The sequence below is a fragment of the Bradyrhizobium sp. HKCCYLS3013 genome, assembly GCF_051167615.1.
Lineage (GTDB): Bacteria > Pseudomonadota > Alphaproteobacteria > Rhizobiales > Xanthobacteraceae > Bradyrhizobium.
Genome location: NZ_JBNPTK010000015.1, coordinates 87,611 through 107,889 on the forward strand (window position 1 = coordinate 87,611; position 20,279 = coordinate 107,889).

23 protein-coding genes and 1 tRNA gene are annotated in these 20,279 nt (G+C 64.7%); 8 read left to right on the forward strand and 16 right to left on the reverse strand.

What is annotated here, in order from left to right:
• The 5 genes from ACQR1F_RS24540 to ACQR1F_RS24560 all read right to left on the reverse strand — a co-directional run bounded on the left by ACQR1F_RS24540 (position 1) and on the right by ACQR1F_RS24560 (position 5,925).
• The gene (locus tag ACQR1F_RS24540; RefSeq protein WP_315802638.1) at positions 1–405 is read right to left on the reverse strand and encodes a DoxX family protein; all 405 of its coding nucleotides are present in this window, start codon (positions 403–405) and stop codon (positions 1–3) included.
• Between the two features lie 248 nt (positions 406–653).
• The gene (gene greA / locus ACQR1F_RS24545; RefSeq protein ID WP_315717519.1) at positions 654–1,130 is read right to left on the reverse strand and encodes a transcription elongation factor GreA; all 477 of its coding nucleotides are present in this window, start codon (positions 1,128–1,130) and stop codon (positions 654–656) included.
• Between the two features lie 207 nt (positions 1,131–1,337).
• The gene (gene carB / locus ACQR1F_RS24550; RefSeq protein ID WP_315802639.1) at positions 1,338–4,802 is read right to left on the reverse strand and encodes a carbamoyl-phosphate synthase large subunit; all 3,465 of its coding nucleotides are present in this window, start codon (positions 4,800–4,802) and stop codon (positions 1,338–1,340) included.
• 234 nt (positions 4,803–5,036) lie between these two features.
• Positions 5,037–5,113: transfer RNA gene (locus ACQR1F_RS24555), tRNA-OTHER, on the reverse strand.
• Positions 5,114–5,220: 107 nt separating this feature from the next.
• Entirely contained in the window at positions 5,221–5,925 is a 705-nt protein-coding gene (locus ACQR1F_RS24560) for a class I SAM-dependent methyltransferase (RefSeq protein ID WP_434839597.1), read from the reverse strand.
• 108 nt (positions 5,926–6,033) lie between these two features.
• On the opposite strand from ACQR1F_RS24560, the gene ACQR1F_RS24565 reads away from it, so the two are divergent.
• The gene (locus ACQR1F_RS24565) at positions 6,034–6,561 is read left to right on the forward strand and encodes a Dps family protein (RefSeq protein ID WP_315802641.1); all 528 of its coding nucleotides are present in this window, start codon (positions 6,034–6,036) and stop codon (positions 6,559–6,561) included.
• A gap of 72 nt (positions 6,562–6,633) precedes the next feature.
• Here the strand turns inward: ACQR1F_RS24565 and ACQR1F_RS24570 are convergent, their stop codons facing one another.
• The 4 genes from ACQR1F_RS24570 to ACQR1F_RS24585 form a co-directional block, all read right to left on the reverse strand.
• Entirely contained in the window at positions 6,634–7,428 is a 795-nt protein-coding gene (locus ACQR1F_RS24570) for a sulfite exporter TauE/SafE family protein (protein ID WP_316236732.1), read from the reverse strand.
• A gap of 104 nt (positions 7,429–7,532) precedes the next feature.
• On the reverse strand, positions 7,533–8,426 hold the full coding sequence (locus ACQR1F_RS24575; RefSeq protein ID WP_316236733.1) for an MBL fold metallo-hydrolase: 894 nt from the start codon (positions 8,424–8,426) through the stop codon (positions 7,533–7,535).
• 11 nt (positions 8,427–8,437) lie between these two features.
• Entirely contained in the window at positions 8,438–8,890 is a 453-nt protein-coding gene (locus ACQR1F_RS24580; RefSeq protein ID WP_434839598.1) for a DUF6691 family protein, read from the reverse strand.
• A 6-nt stretch (positions 8,891–8,896) separates the two neighbouring features.
• The gene (locus ACQR1F_RS24585; RefSeq protein WP_315802865.1) at positions 8,897–9,319 is read right to left on the reverse strand and encodes a YeeE/YedE family protein; all 423 of its coding nucleotides are present in this window, start codon (positions 9,317–9,319) and stop codon (positions 8,897–8,899) included.
• A gap of 91 nt (positions 9,320–9,410) precedes the next feature.
• On the opposite strand from ACQR1F_RS24585, the gene ACQR1F_RS24590 reads away from it, so the two are divergent.
• Positions 9,411–9,737 carry an ArsR/SmtB family transcription factor gene (locus tag ACQR1F_RS24590; RefSeq protein WP_315802866.1) on the forward strand — a complete coding sequence of 109 codons (327 nt, stop codon included), beginning with the start codon at positions 9,411–9,413 and terminating at the stop codon, positions 9,735–9,737.
• Here the strand turns inward: ACQR1F_RS24590 and ACQR1F_RS24595 are convergent, their stop codons facing one another.
• The 3 genes from ACQR1F_RS24595 to carA all read right to left on the reverse strand — a co-directional run bounded on the left by ACQR1F_RS24595 (position 9,738) and on the right by carA (position 12,179).
• Entirely contained in the window at positions 9,738–10,280 is a 543-nt protein-coding gene (locus tag ACQR1F_RS24595; protein WP_434839599.1) for a cupin domain-containing protein, read from the reverse strand.
• A gap of 63 nt (positions 10,281–10,343) precedes the next feature.
• Positions 10,344–10,835 carry a PaaI family thioesterase gene (locus tag ACQR1F_RS24600; RefSeq protein ID WP_434839600.1) on the reverse strand — a complete coding sequence of 164 codons (492 nt, stop codon included), beginning with the start codon at positions 10,833–10,835 and terminating at the stop codon, positions 10,344–10,346.
• 147 nt (positions 10,836–10,982) lie between these two features.
• Positions 10,983–12,179, reverse strand: coding sequence for a glutamine-hydrolyzing carbamoyl-phosphate synthase small subunit (gene carA / locus ACQR1F_RS24605; protein ID WP_316179737.1), 1,197 nt, complete (start codon positions 12,177–12,179; stop codon positions 10,983–10,985).
• Positions 12,180–12,370: 191 nt separating this feature from the next.
• Here carA and ACQR1F_RS24610 point away from each other — a divergent pair, with 191 nt between their 5' ends.
• The 5 genes from ACQR1F_RS24610 (at position 12,371) to ACQR1F_RS24630 (ending at position 17,520) form a co-directional block, all read left to right on the forward strand.
• Positions 12,371–12,826 (forward strand): GatB/YqeY domain-containing protein, encoded by a 456-nt coding sequence (locus ACQR1F_RS24610; protein ID WP_434914012.1) that lies wholly within the window; start codon positions 12,371–12,373, stop codon positions 12,824–12,826.
• 160 nt (positions 12,827–12,986) lie between these two features.
• On the forward strand, positions 12,987–14,141 hold the full coding sequence (locus tag ACQR1F_RS24615) for an IS4 family transposase (RefSeq protein WP_315800429.1): 1,155 nt from the start codon (positions 12,987–12,989) through the stop codon (positions 14,139–14,141).
• 104 nt (positions 14,142–14,245) lie between these two features.
• Positions 14,246–15,853, forward strand: a complete 1,608-nt coding sequence (locus tag ACQR1F_RS24620; RefSeq protein WP_434914013.1) for an acyl-CoA synthetase — start codon at positions 14,246–14,248, stop codon at positions 15,851–15,853.
• 355 nt (positions 15,854–16,208) lie between these two features.
• Positions 16,209–16,985, forward strand: coding sequence for a DUF2189 domain-containing protein (locus ACQR1F_RS24625; protein ID WP_316179733.1), 777 nt, complete (start codon positions 16,209–16,211; stop codon positions 16,983–16,985).
• A 112-nt stretch (positions 16,986–17,097) separates the two neighbouring features.
• Positions 17,098–17,520 (forward strand): hypothetical protein, encoded by a 423-nt coding sequence (locus ACQR1F_RS24630; RefSeq protein WP_315802649.1) that lies wholly within the window; start codon positions 17,098–17,100, stop codon positions 17,518–17,520.
• A gap of 13 nt (positions 17,521–17,533) precedes the next feature.
• On the opposite strand, the gene ACQR1F_RS24635 is transcribed toward ACQR1F_RS24630, so the two are convergent.
• The gene (locus ACQR1F_RS24635) at positions 17,534–18,073 is read right to left on the reverse strand and encodes an SRPBCC family protein (RefSeq protein ID WP_315802650.1); all 540 of its coding nucleotides are present in this window, start codon (positions 18,071–18,073) and stop codon (positions 17,534–17,536) included.
• Entirely contained in the window at positions 18,066–18,380 is a 315-nt protein-coding gene (locus tag ACQR1F_RS24640) for an ArsR/SmtB family transcription factor (protein ID WP_315802651.1), read from the reverse strand. Before ACQR1F_RS24640 ends, ACQR1F_RS24635 begins: the two co-directional genes overlap by 8 nt.
• Before the next feature lie 142 nt (positions 18,381–18,522).
• On the opposite strand from ACQR1F_RS24640, the gene ACQR1F_RS24645 reads away from it, so the two are divergent.
• On the forward strand, positions 18,523–19,143 hold the full coding sequence (locus tag ACQR1F_RS24645; RefSeq protein ID WP_316236741.1) for a LysE family translocator: 621 nt from the start codon (positions 18,523–18,525) through the stop codon (positions 19,141–19,143).
• A 65-nt stretch (positions 19,144–19,208) separates the two neighbouring features.
• Here the strand turns inward: ACQR1F_RS24645 and ACQR1F_RS24650 are convergent, their stop codons facing one another.
• Together ACQR1F_RS24650 and ACQR1F_RS24655 are read right to left on the reverse strand one after the other, a co-directional pair.
• Positions 19,209–20,045, reverse strand: coding sequence for a PhzF family phenazine biosynthesis protein (locus ACQR1F_RS24650; RefSeq protein WP_434914014.1), 837 nt, complete (start codon positions 20,043–20,045; stop codon positions 19,209–19,211).
• Between the two features lie 25 nt (positions 20,046–20,070).
• Complete coding sequence (locus ACQR1F_RS24655) at positions 20,071–20,274, reverse strand: hypothetical protein (RefSeq protein ID WP_315802654.1); 204 nt, start codon at positions 20,272–20,274, stop codon at positions 20,071–20,073.
• Between the last annotated feature and the right edge of the window lie 5 nt (positions 20,275–20,279).

The following is a 20,279-nucleotide window of genomic DNA, read 5'->3' on the forward strand; positions in this document are numbered from 1 at the left end:
TCAGCTCTTCTTCCGCAGCAGCGCGTCCAGGCTGATCGGGCCGCCGCCGGCCGTCGCCAGATACAGGCAGGAGAAGCAGAACGCGATCGCCGCGGTGCCGTTGTTCAGGAGCGGCAGCCATACCGGCTCACCTGTCTTGAACATGTGGCCCATGAAGTAGGCGAAGGCCATCTCGCCAGCCAGGATGAATGCGACGGGCCGCGTGAGCAGACCGACCATCAGCAACGCGCCGAGCACCAGCTCGATCATGCCGGCCGTGTAGATCAGCGGCGGAATGTTGGCGAAGTACGGGATGACAGGAAACTTGAAGATCTTGGCCACGCCGTATTGAAACAACAGCAGGCCGGTGATGAAGCGAAACAGGCTGAGTGCAGCCGGTTGCCATTTCGAGAGCATCTGCTCCATGTGTGATCGTCCCCCAACAGAAAACCATGATGCGACGATGGCCGGTTCGGTCGTTGCCGCCCCGGCTCGTCGGCCGCAGATTTAGCTGATTACCGCAACTGCGTCACCGGCATGCGTCGTGACAGGCGATGAATTGGGCGTGTACTGCCGAAGTGGCGGCCTTCCGCTGCCCTGCAACCACCGGAAACGACGAAGGGCCGCGCCTTGGCGCAGCCCTTCGATTCGCTCCGGCGGGACGTTGCCCTGTCTCAGCGCCACTCGACCTTGGCGATCTCGTAGGACTTGGCGCCGCCGGGCGCCATGACCTCGACGGTGGTGCCCATCTTCTTGCCGATCAGTGCGCGCGCCAGCGGCGAGGTGATCGAGATCTTGCCCTTCTTGGCGTCCGCCTCGACCTCGCCGACGATCTGCCAGACCGTCTTCTTCTCGGTGTCCTCGTCGATCAGGGTCACCGTCGCGCCGAACTTGATCGTGTCGCCGGAGAGCTTGGTCACATCGATGATGTCGGCGCGCGCGAGCTTGTCCTCGAGCTCGGCGATGCGGCCCTCGTTGTGAGACTGCTCTTCCTTTGCGGCGTGATATTCCGCGTTCTCGGACAGGTCGCCATGCGAACGCGCTTCCGCGATATGTTCGATGATGCGCGGACGGTCCACCGATTGGCGCTGCTTGAGCTCGTTCTCCAACGCGGCGTAGCCCATCGAAGTCATGGGAACCTTTTCCACCATCTCTTCTCGTCCTTCAGTCGTGCGGGCGGGGGCGCGCACGATCAGCATCTTCAGAATAGGCCTTTGCGGCTCAAAGCAAAGCCTGAAGGCCCGGCAAGACCGTCCCGTCAAAGGCCGGTACAACATCGAACGGGGCGGCGAGTTCCTGAAAGCTTCTATTGCCGATTGTTGCCAACCGCTTAGCGGGCGTTCGCCCGCGCGCTGCGATTAGTTTTCGGAAAAGTAACTCTGCAGGGTGCGGACCTCAAGGTCTCCCCCGAGATAGGCACGGATGCCTTGCGCGGCCGCCACGGCACCCGAAAGAGTGGTGTAATACGGCACTTTATGCAAGAGGGCAGCGCGCCGCAGCGAGCGGCTGTCAGCCAGCGCCTGCGGGCCTTCGGTGGTGTTGAAGACCAGCTGGATGTCGCCATTGGTGATGGCGTCCACGATGTGCGGCCGTCCCTCCAGCACCTTGTTGATCTTCTCGGTCGGCACGCCCTGGTCGGTCAGGAAACGCTGGGTGCCGGACGTCGCCACCACCTTGAAGCCGAGTTCGTGGAGCATCCGCACCACCTCCGTGATGCGCGCCTTGTCGCTTTCACGCACCGACACGAACACCGTGCCTTTGCGCGGCACGCGTGTGCCGCCCCCAAGCTGGCTCTTGGCGAACGCCACGGCGAACGAGCGGTCGATGCCCATCACCTCGCCGGTGGAGCGCATCTCCGGGCCGAGCACGGTGTCGACGCCGGGGAAGCGGGCGAACGGGAAGACCGATTCCTTGACCCCGACATGCTTGAGCGCGCGCTTTGTCAGCCCGAAATCGGCGAGCTTCTCGCCCGCCATGATCCGGGCCGCGATCTTGGCGACCGGCGTGCCAACCACCTTGGCGACGAAGGGCACCGTGCGCGAGGCGCGCGGGTTGACCTCGAGCACGTAGATCGTGCCGTCCTTGATCGCATATTGCACGTTCATCAGGCCGACGACGTCGAGCCCGAGCGCCAGCTCGCGGGTCTGCCGCTCCAGCTCGGCGATGGTCGCCTCGTCGAGCGAATGCGGCGGCAGCGAGCAGGCGGAGTCGCCGGAATGGATACCGGCCTCCTCGATGTGCTCCATGATGCCGACGATGAAGGTATCCTTGCCGTCGGACAGGCAGTCCACATCGATCTCGGTGGCGTCGGACAGGTAGCGGTCGAACAGCAGCGGGTTCTTGCCCAGCACCGTGTTGATCTGGCCGGTCTTGTCGTTGGGATAGCGCGCCTTGACGTCGGCCGGCACCAGCTCCGGCAGGGTGCCGAGCAGGTAGTCGCTGAGCTGGTTGTCCTCGCGGATGATCTGCATCGCGCGGCCGCCGAGCACATAGGACGGACGCACCACCAGCGGCAGGCCGAGATCGGCCGCCACCAGGCGCGCCTGCTCGACCGAGTAGGCGATGCCGTTCTTCGGCTGCTTCAGATGCAGCTTGTCGAGGATGCGCTTGAAGCGGTCGCGGTCCTCGGCCAGGTCGATGGCCTCAGGCGAGGTGCCGAGGATCGGTACCTCGGCGGCTTCGAGCGCGCGCGCGAGCTTCAGCGGCGTCTGGCCGCCGAACTGCACGATGACGCCATGCACGGTGCCGTTCTTGCGCTCGGTGGCGATGATCTCGAGCACGTCCTCGGCCGTCAGCGGCTCGAAATACAGCCGGTCGGCGGTGTCGTAGTCGGTCGAGACCGTCTCCGGATTGCAGTTGACCATGATGGTCTCGTAGCCGGCATCGGCCAGCGCGAAACAGGCATGGCAGCAGCAATAGTCGAACTCGATGCCCTGGCCGATCCGGTTCGGGCCGCCGCCGAGAATGATGACCTTCTTCTTGTCCGACGGCGCGCTCTCGTCGCCGAGTCGGCCTGCAAACGGCGTCTCATAGCTCGAATACATGTAGGCGGTCGGCGAAGCGAACTCCGCCGCGCAAGTGTCGATTCGCTTGAACGCTGGACGGACGCCGAGCGCCTGCCGCTTGGCGGCGACCTCGGCTTCGGTGGTGTTGGCGAGCACCGCGAGCCGCGCGTCGGAGAAGCCCATCGCCTTCAGCGTGCGCATGCCGCTCGCGTTCGGCGGCAGGCCGTGGCGGCGGACCTTGTCCTCCATCTCGACGATTCCACGCATCTGCGCCAGGAACCAGGGATCGATCTTGCAGGAGTTGAAGATGTCCTCGTCCGACCAGCCGAGGCGCATCGCCTGGGCGACCTGGAGCAGGCGGTTCGGGGTCGGCGTGCCCAGGGCGGCGCGGATCGCATTCTTGTCGTCGCCGCGGCCGAGCCCCTCGATGTCGATCTCGTCGAGGCCGGTGAGACCGGTCTCGAGACCGCGCAGCGCCTTTTGCAGGCTCTCCTGGAAGGTGCGGCCGATCGCCATGACTTCGCCGACCGATTTCATCGAGGTGGTCAGCGTGGTCGACGCGCCCGGGAATTTCTCGAAGGCGAACCGCGGAATCTTGGTGACGACGTAGTCGATGGTCGGCTCGAACGACGCCGGGGTCGCGCCGCCGGTGATGTCGTTGGCGATCTCGTCCAGCGTGTAGCCGACCGCGAGCTTGGCCGCGACCTTGGCGATCGGGAAGCCGGTGGCCTTCGAGGCCAAGGCCGAGGAGCGCGACACGCGCGGGTTCATCTCGATCACGACCATGCGGCCGTCGGCCGGGTTGACGCCGAACTGCACATTGGAGCCGCCAGTCTCGACGCCGATCTCCCGCAGCACCGCCAGCGAGGCGTCGCGCATGATCTGATATTCCTTGTCGGTCAAGGTCAGCGCCGGCGCCACCGTGATCGAGTCGCCGGTGTGCACGCCCATCGGATCGAGGTTCTCGATCGAGCAGACGATGATGCAGTTGTCCTTCTTGTCGCGGACGACCTCCATCTCGTACTCCTTCCACCCGAGCACCGATTCCTCGATCAGCACTTCGTTGGTGGGGGAGGCGTCGAGACCGCGCTCGATGATGTCGAGATATTCTTCCTTGTTGTAGGCGATGCCGCCGCCGGTGCCGCCCATGGTGAAGGAGGGACGGATGATCGCGGGCAGGCCGATCTCGGACAGCGCCATCAGCGCCTGTCCCAGCGCATGCTCCTGATAGCGCTTGCGGCGCTCGTTCTCGCCGAGCGTCCATTGCCGGTCGAGCTCGTCGCGCGCGGCGCCCGACAGCGTCTCGCGCTCGGCCAGATATTTGTCGCGATATTGTTTCTTCAGCGCCGACGCATTGGCGAGCCGCGACTTCGGCGTCTGCAGCCCGATCTTCTCCATCGCGTTGCGGAAGAGCTGGCGGTCCTCGGCCTTGTCGATCGCGTCAGCCGTGGCGCCGATCATCTCGACGTCGAACTTCTCCAGCGTCCCCTGCCGGCGCAGCGACAGCGCGCAGTTCAGCGCGGTCTGCCCGCCCATGGTCGGCAGCAGCGCGAAACCGCCGGGGATGATGTGGCGTTCCTTCTCGATGATCTTGGCGACGATCTCCGGCGTGATCGGCTCGATATAGGTCGCATCGGCCAATTCCGGATCGGTCATGATCGTGGCCGGATTGGAATTGACGAGGACGACGCGATAGCCCTCCTCCTTCAGCGCCTTCACCGCCTGCGTACCGGAATAGTCGAATTCGCAGGCCTGGCCGATCACGATCGGACCGGCGCCAATGATCAGGATGGTCGAGATGTCGGTTCGTTTCGGCATTCAAGCTCACGGGCAAGAAACGGCAGAGAATTGGGCACAAAAAAAGGGCGCGCGTGCTGCGCGTCCCCGAAGGCCAAGGGCCAAGGCGCGACCAGTGCTCGCGCGCGAGCGGTCTTTAGACCAGTTTCCTCTGAGCGAAAAGGGTTTTGGCCCGAAATCAACGGTCAAATTGGCCGGAGCTGGCGGAAGGGCGGCGGATGGCTCGCAGAGCCGAAGCCGCGCAGCGGCGAAGGCTGGAGGCCCGGCCTGGACTTGAACCAGGTTCAAGAGCGTTGCACCGCTCTTCGCGTCGTAGCTTCCGCCACCGGGCCGGGAATGATCTTACCTCTCACGGCCGCGTGAGCCAGCCCGTGTTTCAGTTAACCCTAATCCGGTTGCTCGATGTTGGGCCAGCGCGCGGGCTGGTCGGCTCGGCCGGTCACGCGGTTCCCGTCACCGGCTGCGCCACGAAGGTCATGCGCCAGGGATTGTGGCCGATATTCTTCGGCGCTCGGACAGCGCTGAGGCCGGCCTTCTTCAGCCGCGCCAGGATCTCGGTCTCGCTGTAGCGCTGCAGGCCGACCTTCGTCCGCAGCTGCCGGTAATCGGACAGGGCAGTGGCGACCAGCCCGACCATGGCATCCTTGAGGAAGCCGTCCCGTGCGGCGAACATCAGCAGCGCGAGCACGTCGCGGCCCATGCCAACGTCCGGGCGCAGGACGTCGCCGAGGACGAACTTTCCGGACGGCTTCAGCAGCCGCCTGATCACGGCCAGGGCTGCGTCGAATTCCGCCTCGCTCATGTACTGTGCCACGGAGTTCATGACGACGAGGTCGATCGAGCCTTCCTGCATGTTGCGCAGCTCGTCCAGCGAGCGCACGCGGATCTTGGTGTTGGGGGCGAAACGCGCGATCAGCCGGCCGCGCACGCCCGGCGCCGGCTCGGCCAGGATCAGCGTCATGCAGGCGTCGGCGACCTTGGCGGCCGATAAGGCTTCTCCGCAGGAATAGTCGAGAACGACCGCGTCGGGCGAGGGGATATAGCCGACGATGTCGCGCGCAATCGCCTGGAAGTGCAGGTCGCGATGCAGCTTGCTCGCATAGATCGTGTGCGTGGAATCGTAATAGTCGATCCAGTCGTCCATGGCGGGTTCCGGCAAACACAGTTCCTTGATGGGAACTTGGGGGGTCAGCGAGCGTTAACGGGTCCGATCACCCGTGTCCATCGCTGCTTCTAACAGGAAGGCTGACCCGTGAGTAAAGCAAAGACCGACAAGACCGCCCCCGAGCTCGATACCCCGACCGATCTGTCGCCGGACGCCGTGAACAAGATTTCGACGGCGTTGAACACGCTGCTTGCCGATGCGTTCGCGCTTTACCTTAAGACCAAGAATTTCCACTGGCACGTCAGCGGCCGGCACTTCCATGACTATCACCTGATGCTCGACGAGCAGTCGGACGCGATCTTCGCCACAACGGACCAGCTCGCCGAGCGAGTTCGCAAGCTCGGCGGTACCACGGTCAAGTCGATCGGCCAGATCAGCAAGCTGCAGACCATCAAGGACAACAACGAGGAGTATGTGCCGCCGCGCGAGATGTTGCGGGAGTTGATGGAGGACAACAAGCACATGGCGGCCGCGATGCGCAAGGCGCACGAGCTGTGCGACGACAATGACGATCCGGCCACCGCGGGATTGCTGGAGACCTTCATCGACGAGACAGAGCGCCGCACCTGGTTCTTGTTCGAAGCCAGCCGCCAGGAAGGCAGCAACGCGGCATAAGCGGGCCCGCGTCGAGTTGAGGTCCGGGCGCGCTGCGAGCACGCGGTGCGCCCGTCCAGTCTCTATGCCGGGCTATGCGGAGTGGCCGAGTGCCGACCAGCTCCGATAGATCATGTAAGCCGCCACCACGAACACCACAGTGGCAAACACCTTGTTCAGGGTGCCGCGCGTGCCTGACAGTCGAGCCGCCAGCTTCGCACCGACCAGGCCACCGGCGATGCCGGCGACGAGAAAGGTCGCCGCCAGCGTCCAGTCGACCAGTCCCGACAGCGCGTAGTTAGCCGCGGTCGTCAGTCCGAACGCCGTGACGGACACGAGCGAGGAGCCGATCGCGTAAAGGATCGGCATGCCCGTTGCAAACATCAGAGCCGGAACGATCAGGAAGCCGCCGCCGATGCCGAAGAAGCCGGACAGCGTTCCGGTGCCGAAGCCGAATGCCACTAGCGCCAACAGATTGTCGCGCGAAAGCTTGACGTCCAGCTGGCTGTTCGTGCCACGCTTGCGCAGCATCAAGAGTCCGATCACGATCATGACGAGGGCGAACAGCAGCAGCAGCTTCTGACCGTCGACCATCTTGCCGAGCGTCGAGCCGGCGAAGGCGCCGACCACGCCCGTTGCCGCGAACACCAGCGCACAAGGCCATTTGACGTTGCCGGAGCGGGCATGATTGGCGAGATTGGCCGCCGCGTTGATCGCCACGGCGACCGCGCTCGTGCCGATCGCGACGTGGGGATTGCCGACGCCTACCAGATACACCATGAGCGGCACGGCCAGCACCGATCCGCCCCCGCCGATCAGGCCGAGCGTGAATCCGACGAAAGAGCCGGACAGCGAGCCGAGCGCAAGCTCGGCAGCGGACAAGGTCATCCTGCGATGCTCCAGAGTGGCGTGCCGCGCCGGTGCCCGGCCGCTGCCAAATGGGAAAGCCGAGCCGCGACGTCTGCCGCGTGCTCGGTGGGGCGAGGGGTGTCTTAGAGTGCGTTGAGCGGCACTTTCAGGAAGCGCCGGCCGTCCTGATCGGGCGTCGGCAGCCGTCCCGCCTTCATGTTCACCTGCAGGGAGGGGATGATCAGTCTGGGCATGTCCAAGGTGCGGTCGCGCGCCTCGCGGGCGGCAACGAACTGATCCTCGGTGATGCCGTCGCGGACGTGGATGTTGTTCGCGCGCTGCTCGGCCACCGTCGTTTCCCAGCGGATGTCGCGGCCGTTTGGACCGTAGTCGTGGCACATGAACAGCCGCGTCGCGTCAGGCAGGTCCAGCACGCGGCGGATCGAGCGATACAGCGTGCGCGCATCGCCGCCAGGAAAGTCGGCCCGTGCCGAGCCGCCATCCGGCATGAACAGCGTGTCGCCGACGAAGGCGGCGTCTCCGATCACATGGGTCATGCAGGCCGGCGTGTGACCCGGCGTATGCATGGCGAAGGCGGTCATTGCGCCGATCCGGTAGCTGTCTCCATCATGGAACAGGCGGTCGAACTGGCTGCCGTCGCGCTGAAACTCGGTGCCTTCGTTGAAGATCTTGCCGAAGGTCTCCTGCACCATCCTGATGTTGGCGCCGATGCCGATCCTGCCGCCCAGCCGGGACTGGATGTAGGGCGCAGCCGACAGATGGTCGGCATGGACATGGGTCTCGATCAGCCAGTCCAGTTGCCAGCCGCGATCCTCGATCAGGCGGATGATCTTGTCAGCCGACTGCGGCGCGATGCGCCCCGAGGCATAGTCGATGTCCATGACTGAATCGATCACGGCGCAGGCCCGCGAGCCAGGGTCCTTGACCACGTAGCTGACGGTGTTGGTGGCGGGGTCGAAGAACGGTGTGACCTCGGGTTTCACCGACAGGTCGACCGGATGTGGCATGCCGGGCATTCAATCCTTCCTCATTCTGAAGTGACCGCGGCGAGCGAGGGCCGGCGGCGCGAGAGCATGCGGGCTGCGGCCATTCCGATCATCATGGCCGTGACGAACAGGACGACGGCAGGCGAGCCGTAGCCGAGCGCCACGAAGGCCGGGCCCGGGCAGATGCCGGCGAGGCCCCAGCCGATGCCGAAGATCGCAGGGCCGGTTGCGATCCGCCAATCCAGCATCTGCGAGGATGGCAGGTGAAATTGGTCACCGAAGACGGGACGCCGGCGCCGGAAAACCAATCGGAAGCCGGCGAAGGTGACCCCGACCGCTCCAGCCATCACCAGGATCAGGCTCGGATCCCAGCCGCCGGAGCGGATCGCGGCGAAATCGAGGAAGTCGAGCACCTTCTCCGGATTGGACATGCCCGAGAGCAGCAGCCCGAGGCCGAAGACGAGGCCGACGATGAACTGGATGAAGATGATCATGGCGCCTCACAGCACGTGGCGAACGAGGAAGGTGGTCGCGACCGCGGTGGCCATGAACACCAGCGTGGCGACGATCGAGCGAGGCGACAGGCTGGCGATGCCGCAGACGCCATGACCCGAGGTGCAGCCGTTGCCCCAGACCGCCCCGAAGCCGACCAGCAGCCCGGCTGCAACCATATCGATCGGACCGACCTCCAGCTTCAGCGGCGGCAGGCTCCCGCTGACGATGCGGACTGCAAGGGCGGCCGCGACCAGGCCGCCTATGAAGGCGAGCCGGCCAGCGAGGGCGCTGTCCCAGGGCGGCAACAGCCGCGCGGCAATGCCGCTGACGCCGGCGATGCGGCCGGTCAGGCCCATCAGCATGACGGCTGCAGCGCCGATGAGGGCGCCGCCTGCGAGCGCCGTGACCGCTGTATACTCCGTGATCATATCGTCCTTGATTCCCTCGTCAGGGGGGGCATGTTGCAATCAGCTATCATGTGCATTATTGCATATATACGAAAATGAAGAAGTAACAATGATGACAACACAGGCCAGGCGCAAAACCCGTGAGGCCATGGTGGCGGCGCTCGACGTCAAGGCGGAGGAGGCGGCGGGCCTGCTCGCTGCCATGGCGAATTCGAAGCGCCTCATGGTGCTCTGCAACCTCATCGACGGCGAGCGCGCGGTCGGCGATCTCGCCGAGCAGGTCGGGTTGCGACAGGCGGCGCTGTCGCAGCATCTCGCCAAGATGCGCGCGCTGGATCTCGTCGCCACCCGGCGCGATGGCCAGACGATCTACTATCGGCTGGCGAGCCGCGAGGTCCGCGAGATCCTGCAGACACTGTATCGGCTGTATTGCGCCTGATCAGCGCGCCTGGTGCCACAGGCGCGTCAGTGGGCCGCCCGCACCGAGAACGGGATCGGTCGCGGGCAGCGGTACCGCCGGGATCGTCTTCAGGGCGCGCGCGTGGTTCTCCGGCGTCGGCCGCGTGACCTGCATCTTTGGTCCGGGCGGATAGGCGCCGACGATGCAGAAATCGCTGCTGGCGGAGATGCATTGATGTCCGGTGCCCGCCGGCAGGATGGCGACGTCGCCTGGCCGAAGCTCCAGTTCCCGACCGCGGTCGCCGCCGAAGCGGACCCGCGCCGTTCCGCTGGCGACGCCCAGCGCCTCATGCACGGTCGCATGATAGTGCAGATAGTCGTAGACTCCGTTGCGCCACATGTCGCCCCAGCCATTGGCGGCGAACATGCGCTCGATGTCGGCCGCCGGATCGGTGCTATCCAGATCGATGACGGCCTCGTAGACCAGGAACGGCAGCGGATTGTTGGGCACCAGGCCGTCGTCCGTGAATACGATGCCGAGCGGTTCGCTTGTCTTGACGCGTGGCGAGGGGGCGGCAGGCATGGCGACCTCGGAAAAAGATGAACCTCACCCCCATCAACCGGCCTGCGTGGCCGCCGTTCCAGTTCACGCCTTGGGCAGTTCGAACACCAGGCAAGTCGTAGTGGCGTGCGCCAGCAGGCGCCCTTGCGAATCGGCGATGCGTGCCTCGGCCGTCGCGGCGCGGCGTCCGAACGACAGCGTCCTGCCCTCCGTTCTCACGATGCCGGTGGCCTCGGTCATGGCCTTGATGAAAGAGACCTTGAATTCAAGCGTGGTGTAACCGCTGCCCTGCGGGCACATCGTGTGGACGGCGAGCCCCATCGCGGAATCCAGCAGGATCGCGGCGTAGCCGCCGTGCACCGAGCCGATCGGATTGTAGTGCCGCAAGGCCGGAACGCTGTGCATGACGACCTGGCCGGGCTCGGCGCTGCAGTCAAACGGCGCGACGGTCTGCATGATCGGCGGCTGCGGCAAAGTCCCGGCAAAGATGCCGCGCACGAAATCGAGCCCGGGCATCGACGCCAGCACCGCCAGCGGCACCACGCCGAAGTCACCGCGCAAATCCGTCTCGCTCATGTTGTCGACCTCCAAGGTATGACATCTATCATATAAATGCTGTGCGAAAAGATCGAGGGCAATACCGACGCAGGCGATCACATGATTGCGGACAGAAAAATGCCCGGGACCAGCCCGGGCATTTCGAATTGTCTGGAGTCACCGGCCTCAGGCTGCGCTGCGCTTCTTCTCGCGCATCAGCTCGGCAAAGCGTTGAAACAGATAGTGCGAGTCGCGCGGGCCGGGCGAAGCTTCCGGGTGATACTGCACCGAGAACACCGGCTTGCCCTCGAGCTGGATGCCGCAATTCGAGCCGTCGAACAGCGAGATGTGGGTCTGCGTCGCGCCCGATGGCAGCGTATCCTGGTCGACAGCGAAGCCATGGTTCATCGAGGTGATCTCGACCTTGCCGGTGGTCTCGTCCTTGACCGGATGATTGGCGCCGTGATGGCCCTGATGCATCTTCTTGGTCTTGGCGCCGACCGCAAGTCCGAGCATTTGATGGCCGAGGCAGATGCCGAAGGTTGGCGTGCCCGACGAAATCACCTGCTGAATGACCGGCACGGCATATTTGCCGGTCGCCGCGGGATCGCCCGGTCCGTTCGACAGGAACACGCCGTCCGGCTTCATCGCCAGGATGTCCTCGGCCGGCGTCGTCGCCGGCACCACCGTCACCTTGCAGCCGACGCCGGCGAGCAGGCGCAGGATGTTGCGCTTGATGCCGTAGTCGATCGCGACGACGTTGAACTCCGGCTTGGTCTGCTGGCCGAAGCCCTCGTTCCACACCCAGGGGGTCTCGTCCCAGGTGAAGCGCTGGGCGGAAGTCACCATCGGCACGAGGTCCATGCCCTCCAGGCCCGGCCACTCCCGCGCTTCCTTCTTCAGGGCGTCGAGGTCGAAATGGCCGTCCCTGGCATGCGCGATCACGGCGTTCGGCATGCCCTTGGAGCGGATCAGCGCGGTCAGCGCCCTTGTGTCGATGCCGGACAGCCCGATGATCCCGCGCGCGCGCAGCCACTGGTCGAGATGGCGCGTGGCGCGGTAGTTCGATGGGTCGGTGATCGCCGTGCGCAGGATCACCCCGCGCGCGCCCGGCGTCGCCGCCATGTTCACCGTCTCGATATCCTCGTCGTTGGTGCCGACATTGCCGATATGCGGGAAGGTGAAGGTGATGAGCTGGCCGGCATAGGACGGATCGGTCAGGATCTCCTCGTAGCCGGTCATTGCGGTGTTGAAGCAGACCTCGCCCACCGCGTGGCCCTCGGCGCCGAGGCCGTAGCCTTCCAGCACCGTTCCATCGGCGAGCACGAGGAGCGCGGTCGGTTTATGGTCCGGCCAGGCGGCGTCAGTATCGATGTGTGTCATGAGGCCTCTACATAGTGCCCCTGGCGCGCGGCGTCAAAGCGGGAAGCGAGCGATTCACACGCGATTTCGGTCAATTTGCACGGAGAATGGCCTGGTTTACGAGTGAACGGCCGGAACGTATGCGGAACCGAGTTGTCTCGCCGGGACGAACCGCCTAGACCAGCCGCAACGGAATTCGAGAGGGCAAGATCATGCTGCGCGACGACATCAACAATGCGGTCAAGGAGGCGATGAAGGCCAAGGACGAGCGCAAGCTGTCCACCCTGCGCATGGTCAACTCGACCTTGAAGAACGCCGACATCGCCGCGCGCGGCGAAGGCAAGCCGCCCTTGACCGACGCCGACGTGCTCGCGGTGCTGCAGAAGATGATCAAGCAGCGTCAGGAATCGGTCGAGCTGTATGAGAAGGGCGGCCGCGCCGAACTCGCCGCCGGCGAGCGCGAGGAGATCGCGGTCATCTCGGCCTATCTGCCGAAGCAGATGAGCGACGACGAGGTGAAGACCGCCATCTCCGCTGCGGTCGCCGAGACTGGCGCCGCCGGCATGAAGGACATGGGCAAGGTGATCGCCGTGCTGAAGGCCAAGTACACGGGCCAGATGGACTTTGCGAAGGCCAGTGCGCTGGTGAAGGCGGCGTTGACAGGCTGAGCCGACTGCGCGCAATCAAGCAAGATTGCCTCCACACCGTCATGCCCGGGCTTGTCCCACGGCTGTCCGGTTCAGACAGACTGGACATGGTGCATGGCGTGGATTCTTCTGCGGTCTTGAGCATCGCCAAATGTTCGAGACACACCAGGAAGGTCCCGCCATGCCGCATCAGAATACAGTATTCCGAGACATTCTGAAGTTGGTCCCCTGGCATCGCTTCGAGGCGCTTGTGGACGAGCATGGCACGGACGCGCGGATTCGACGGCTTTCCACCAAAGACCAATTTGTGGCGCTGCTGTACGGTCAGCTTTCGGGGGCTTCCAGTCTGCGTGAGATTGTCACCGGGCTGTCGAGCCACACCGCGCGGCTTTATCACCTGGGTGGGGGCCCTGTCCGCCGCTCGACTTTCGCGGACGCCAATATGAATCGGCCTGCGGAGATGTTTGCCGCCCTGTTGGCCATCATGATGAAGCAGGCCCATCGCCGGTTACGCCGCAAGCTTGCCGAGACGACGTATTTGATTGATTCGACCAGCGTACGGCTGACAGAAGCCAGCGCTGGCTGGGCACGGTTCTCTACCGGTGTCTGCGGTGCCAAGGTGCATGTGATCTATGATGCCGACGCCGACCGGCCGATTTATGCGGCAATCAGCGGAGCCAACGTCAACGACAATACTGCAGCGCATCAGATGCCCATCGAGCCGGGAGCAACCTACGTCTTCGATCTCGGCTATTATGAATATGCTTGGTGGGCTCAACTGGACGCCGCCGGTTGTCGAATCGTGACCCGGTTCAAATCCAATACGCCGCTGCGGGTCGTGGAGGAGTTGCCTGTCATCGCGGATGGCAACATCCTCTCCGACCGCATCGGCTTCCTTCCACAACGCCAAGCCTACAGCCGCCGCAATCCAATGCAGACTGCGGTGCGCGAAGTGCGCGTCACCTTGGAAACGGGAAAGATCCTGCGCATCCTGTCGAACGACCTCGATGCCAGCGCTCAAGAGATCGCCGACCTCTATCGTCGCCGCTGGGCCATCGAGTTGTTCTTTCGTTGGGTCAAGCAGACCCTCAAGATCACCAGGTTCCTCGGGACTTCTGAGAACGCCGTTCGTATCCAGATCGCCGTTGCCCTGATCGCCTTCCTCTTGCTTCGCCTCGCGCAAGACCTTCAGAAGGCAATCCAAAGCCCCTTGGTCTTTGCCAGATTGGTCCGCACCAACCTCATGCATCGCCGCCCCATCGATCAATTGCTCACGGGGCCACCCCAACTTGCCAAAAACCCACAACAGTTGAGCCTCGCAATATGCGGAAGCTGAACCGGACAGCCGTGGGCTTGTCCCGGGCATCCACGTCCTTAAGACTGTCACGAGCAGAAAGACGTGGATGGCCGGGACAAGCCCGGCCATGACGGAGAAAAACAGTGCTCAAGGAAACATCCGACTACGACCAGCTTTATCGCGACTTCCGCTGGCAAATCCCGGCGCAGTTCAACATCGCGGTCGCGACCTGCGATCGCCACGCCGACGGCTCCAGGCGACTGGCGCTGATCGTCGTCGAGGAGGACGGCGCCGCACGACGCGTGTCGTTCGATGAGCTGCGGGAGCACTCCTGCCGCTTCGCCAACGTATTGAAGGCCGATGGTCTCGCGCAGGGCGACCGCGTCGCGGTGTTCCTGTCGCAGTCGCTGGAGCTGCCGATCGTCCATTTGGCGGCGTTTCGCGCCGGTCTCGTCTCGGTGCCGCTGTTCACGCTGTTCGGCGAGGACGCGCTGCAATTCCGGCTGCAGAACTCCGGCGCCAAGGTCGTCGTCACCGACACCACGGGCTTTGCGAAGCTTGCGCGCATTCGCGACCATCTGCCGGAGCTCAAGACGATCTATGTCACTGACGGCGACGGCCTCGGCGCCCGGCCATTCTGGCCGGCGCTGGAGCGCGCCTCGGATCAATTCCCGACCGTCGCCACGTCAAGCGACGACCCTGCCATCATCATTTACACCTCGGGCACGACCGGTAACCCGAAGGGCGCGCTGCACGCCCATCGCGTGCTGCTCGGACATCTGCCCAATGTCGAGATGGTGCACGGCTTCCTGCCGAAGCCCGGCGACGTCATGTGGACGCCGGCGGATTGGGCCTGGATCGGCGGCCTGTTCGACGCGCTGTTTCCCGCCTGGTATCACGCGGTGCCGGTGGTGGGGTATCGCGCGAAGAAGTTCGTGCCGCAGGCGGCGATGCAATTGATGGCCGACTACGCCGTCCGCAACGTATTCCTGCCGCCGACGGCGCTGAAGCTGATGCGGCAGGCCAACGTCAAGCACGAGGGGGTCCGGCTGCGCAGCATTCTCACCGGCGGCGAGTCGCTCGGCGCCGAGCTGCTCGACTGGGTGCGCGCGACTTTCGGCATCGATGCGCACGAGATCTACGGCCAGACCGAGTGCAATCTCGTGGTCGGCAACAATGCAAAGCTGTTTCCGATCCGGCCGGGCTCGATGGGCAAGGCGACGCCCGGCTTCCAGGTTCTGATCGTCAACGACAAGGGCGAGGAGCTGCCGCGCGGCGAGAGGGGCATCATCGGCGTGCGCCAGCCCAACCCCTGCACCATGATCGAATATTGGCGCAATCCGGAGGCGACGCGGAAGAAGTTCGCGGGCGACGTGCTGCTGACCGGCGATCTCGGCACCCAGGATGACGACGGCTATTTCTGGTATGCGAGCCGCGAGGACGACGTCATCACGTCGGCCGGGTATCGCATCGGCCCGGCGGAAATCGAGGACACGCTGCTCAAGCATCCGGCGGTCGCGCTGGCGGCCGTCGTGGGCATTCCCGACCCGGTGCGCACCGAGGCCATCAAGGCGTGGATCGTGCTGCGGCCCGGCTTCGTTGCAAATGACACGCTATCGCGAGAGATCCAGGACTTCGTCAAGGTGAAGCTCGCCGCGCATGAATACCCCCGCCACGTTGAATTCACCGACACCCTGCCGATGACGGCGACCGGCAAGGTGCTGCGGCGGGAGTTGAGGGCGCGGGGGTAGGGGCGGCGGTCCGACCGCCTTTTCGTCGGTAGTCGCTGAGATGTAAAGCAAGGTGGCGCGGCACGCTCGGTGCACCTCGCCCCGCTTGCGGGGAAGGTCGGATTGCATCGTCAGATGCAATCCGGGTGAGGGGGGACAGGTCTCGCCACGGACACTTCCCGTGCGTTTGCCCCTTACCCCAACCCTCACCCCGTAAGAACGGGAGAGGGAGCATACCGTCCGTGCTGTGAGAGCTTCATCGTCGGACGAGATGTGAAGGTCACGCCCTTATCCTCTGCCTACAAGTTGAAATTGAAATCCCCGCCCTCCCGCTGTTAGCATCGGTGCAAAGAACAACAGTCTGGAGGGTACGCCGATGACCGCATCCGTCTCGGGACGATCCGATCCCGTGGTGCGCCGCATCACCACGGCCGATATTGCCGAGGCCTTGACGCAAGGCCTCCGCGATTTTCAGGCTCAGCCCATGTTCGGCCTTGCTTTCGGGCTGATCTACGTGCTCGGCGGCATCAGCATCGTGCTGTGCGTCACCGCCTTCGGCATGGTCTACTTGGCCTATCCGCTGGCCGCGGGGTTTGCGCTGATCGGCCCGTTCGTCGCGATCGGTCTCTATGAGGTCAGCCGCCGCCGCGAACTCGGCCAGCCGATGTCCTATGGCGGGATCTGGCGCACGATCACTTCGCGCGGCGAGATCGGCTGGATGGCGTTCGTGACGCTATTTTTCTTCATCATCTGGATGTACCAGGTGCGCCTCCTGATCGCGCTGCTGCTCGGGCTCAATGCCTCTTTCTCCAGCATCAGGGAGTTCATGACCGTGGTGCTGACGACCAACGAGGGTCTGCTCTTCCTCGCGATCGGCAATCTCGACGGCGCCGCCCTGTCGCTGGTGCTGTTCTCGCTCACGGTCGTGTCGTTTCCGCTGCTGCTGGAGCGCGACGTCGATTTCGTGACGGCGATGATCACCAGCGTGCGCGCGGTTGTGACCAGTCCCGGCCCGATGATCGGCTGGGCCGCCGTCATCACCGTGCTGCTGATCATCTCGGCATTGCCGTACTTCCTGGGACTGCTGGTCACCGTGCCGGTGCTGGGCCATGCGACCTGGCATCTGTACCGCCGGATCGTAGCTCCGGCGTAAGGCAAGGGCGAGCCGCGACGAAGGTTCGATGGAGCATGGACGCCCTCGAACGGGCTCGTTTCGAAACGCGGCTCGCCGGTGGTCCTTCCGGCGCCAATATCGGAGGAGAATGATGCCGGACAACATCGCGTTGTTTGCCACGATCGTCTTGTTGCTGCCAATGTTCTATCTGCTGCTGGCCGCGCCGGCCTTTCTGCTGGTGCGGCTCGACATCGTGCCGGTCACCCGGCTCCTGCGCGGCATGTTCGACTCCTACTTCGTGGCGCTTTCGATCGCTGGTGGCATCGGCGCGCTGGTCGTTCTGGCCGACGGTCGCCCCGTTCTGGGGCTGGGCATTGGCCTGATCGCGGCGTTCGCGCTGCTCTCGCGCCGCTGGTTTCTGCGGCAGATGGACGCGCGCATCCGCGACAGGGATTCCGGCGATGCGACGGCCGTGCGTCGGCTGCGCCGGTTACATTGGGGTGGCATGCTGAGCAATGCGGTCCAGGTCGGCGTTGTTCTCGCCAGCATCCCACAGATCGCTGCGGTATCGTAGCAGGCCTTGTCGTTCAAGGCACTGCAATCCCCATCGCCTTCAGGGCCGCCAGCATGCGCGTCGGCGGCGTCATCTTCACCGCGAGCGGCTTGCCGGTCTCGAGCACGCTCTTGAGGCTCGACAGGATGGCCGGCCAGCCCTGGCGCCCGCCGGACAGGATGTCGTCGGAGAGCGGCCGCTCATGCGCTTCGGTCATCGTGAGACGGACGGCGTCGCCAGCCGGTTCGATCTCGTAGGTCACGAGCGTGCGGCCCAGTGCGTCGACGAGGCCCGGCCAGTTGACATCCCACGTGACCGTCAGCCGGTACGGCGGCTCGCAGACGATCACCTGGCCGCTGATGTGCTCGGAGCCGTCGGGCGCGCGCACGATGAAGGCGCCGCCCGCCTTCAGCTCGGCTTCAATCGCGAAGCCGAAGAAATATTGCCGGCTGAACTCGGCCGAGGTCAGCGCCTGCCACACCTTCTCCGGCGTCGCCGCGATGTAGATCGTGTACACCGTCTCCGGCTTGAAGTGCGCAAGATCGACGGCGTGGGTCTCCTTCGGCTCAGTCATCCCGTTCCTCCAATCGCTTCTTCAATTCACCGAGCGCGACGAGCTTGGCGCGCTCGAATTTCCTGATCCAGCGGTCGCCGATCTGGTGGATCGGCAGCGGATTGAGGAAGTGCAGCTTCTCGCGGCCGTGCCGGAGCGTCGTGACCAGATTGGCCGCTTCCAGAATCGCCAGGTGCTTGGTCACCGCCTGCCGCGTCATGGCGAGGCCGTCGCAGAGCTCGGTCAAGGTCTGGCCGTTCCGCGCATGAAGCCTGTCGAGCAGCGCCCGCCGCGACGCATCCGCCAGCGCCTTGAAGACGTCGTCCATATGATGAAGAATAGGCAACCAAAAGGTTGCGTGTCAAGCGGAGCGCTGCAAGTTGTTCGACTTGGAATACGTCGAGATGTTGCAGCTTCCCTCTGCCGACATGCCGTGCATTAGTGACATCTCATCCACATCGAGGCGCCTCATGTCCCTGCAAGTCTATCTCGCCTTCGTTGCCGCCTGCATCGGGCTTGCGCTGCTGCCCGGTCCCGTCGTGACGCTGCTGATCGCCAACGGTCTGCGTCACGGAACCCGTGCCGCGTTGATCAATATCGCCGGCGTGCAGACCGGGCTTGCGATCGCGATCGGCATCGTCGCTGTCGGCCTGACGTCGCTGATGGCGACCATGGGCTATTGGTTCGAATGGGTGCGGCTGATCGGCGCGGCCTATCTGGTGTGGCTCGGCATTCAGCTCATCCGCTCGCCGATCGAGGGGATCTCGGCGGGCGAGGAGCCGCCTCCGCCGCCGCGCGGCGGCTTCTTCCTGCAGGGCTTGCTGGTGCTGCTGTCGAACCCGAAGGTGATGGTGTTCTTCGGGGCGTTCCTGCCGCAGTTCATGGACATGGGCCGGGATCACGTGCCGCAGGTCGGATTGCTCGGCGTCACCTTCATGGTGATCGCGGGTCTCACCGACGCGATCTATGCGCTGCTCGCAGGCCGTGCGCGAAAACTGTTCTCGGCCAGGCGGACCCGGCTGGTGTCGCGCATCTCCGGCGGCTTCATGATCGGGGGCGGGGTCTGGCTGGCGCTGACGCGGGCGCGGTGAGCCCGCATTGAGTTTAGCGCCTGCTCTCACCCCGGAGAGCCCTGGGGGAGGAGGGGCCGCCGGCGTTACAGGCTGATCGTCCCCTTCACCACCGGCGCGACGTCGCCGCCGATCCAGATCGTGTCGCCGTCCTGCGCGACATGGACGCGGCCGGCGCGGCCGAGCACGGTGCCCTGGGACGCAACATATTGCTTCGGAGCAATTCCGGCTCCGATCAGCCATTGCGCCAGGCTTGCATTGAGGCTGCCCGTCACCGGGTCCTCGCCGCCGCCCCACATGAAGCCGCGGACCTCGTAGTCGGCATCCGTGCCATCCTGCGCTCGATCCCATGGTGCGACCACGCCGATCGGCTGTTGCGGCAGCGCCACCGGATTGAAGCGGATGTCGAGCAGCGCGCGGCGCGAGTCGAGGAGCACGCCGATCCAGCCCGGGCCGTTGTCGACCCACTGCACGGCGCGCATCGCGCTCGATTGGATGCCGAGCGCTGCTGCGATCCTGCTGGTCAGTTCGGCATCGACTTGGCCGGAGCGCCTGAGCGGCGGGGCTGCGAAGGCGAGCCGCTCTCCGTCGCGCCTGATGCGCACGAGGCCCGCGCCGCATTCCTGCACCACGTGTTCGCCCTTCGGCCGGCCGCCGAGCGCGAGCCATACGTGGCACGAGCCGAGCGTCGGATGGCCTGCAAAAGGCAGCTCGCGCTGCGGGGTGAAGATGCGCACGCGATAATCAGCGCCCGGATCCTGGGCACGCGACAGGAAGGTGGTCTCGGACAGGTTGGTCCAGTTGGCGATCGCCCGCATCGCCGCATCGTCGAGGCCGTCGGCCTCGGCGATCACGGCAAGCGGGTTGCCCTTGAAGGCCACCTTGGAGAACACGTCGACTTGATGGAACGGAAGCGTCGGCATTTCGGTGTCTTCCTCGACGTCGTTGTCAGTCGCGCCAGAACGGCTTGTTGGCCTCTTCCTGGACGATTGCCGGATCAAGGCCGCAGTCGCGCATCTGGTCGCGATCCAGCATTGCCAGTTCGGACCGCCAGAACAGGCGCTGCAGCCAGAGTTGCGGCACCCCGAGCAAATTGCTCTTTCCGTGGGCAACTTGCGGAGTTGCCCAACGCTGCGCCAGGGAATATGCCATGAGTC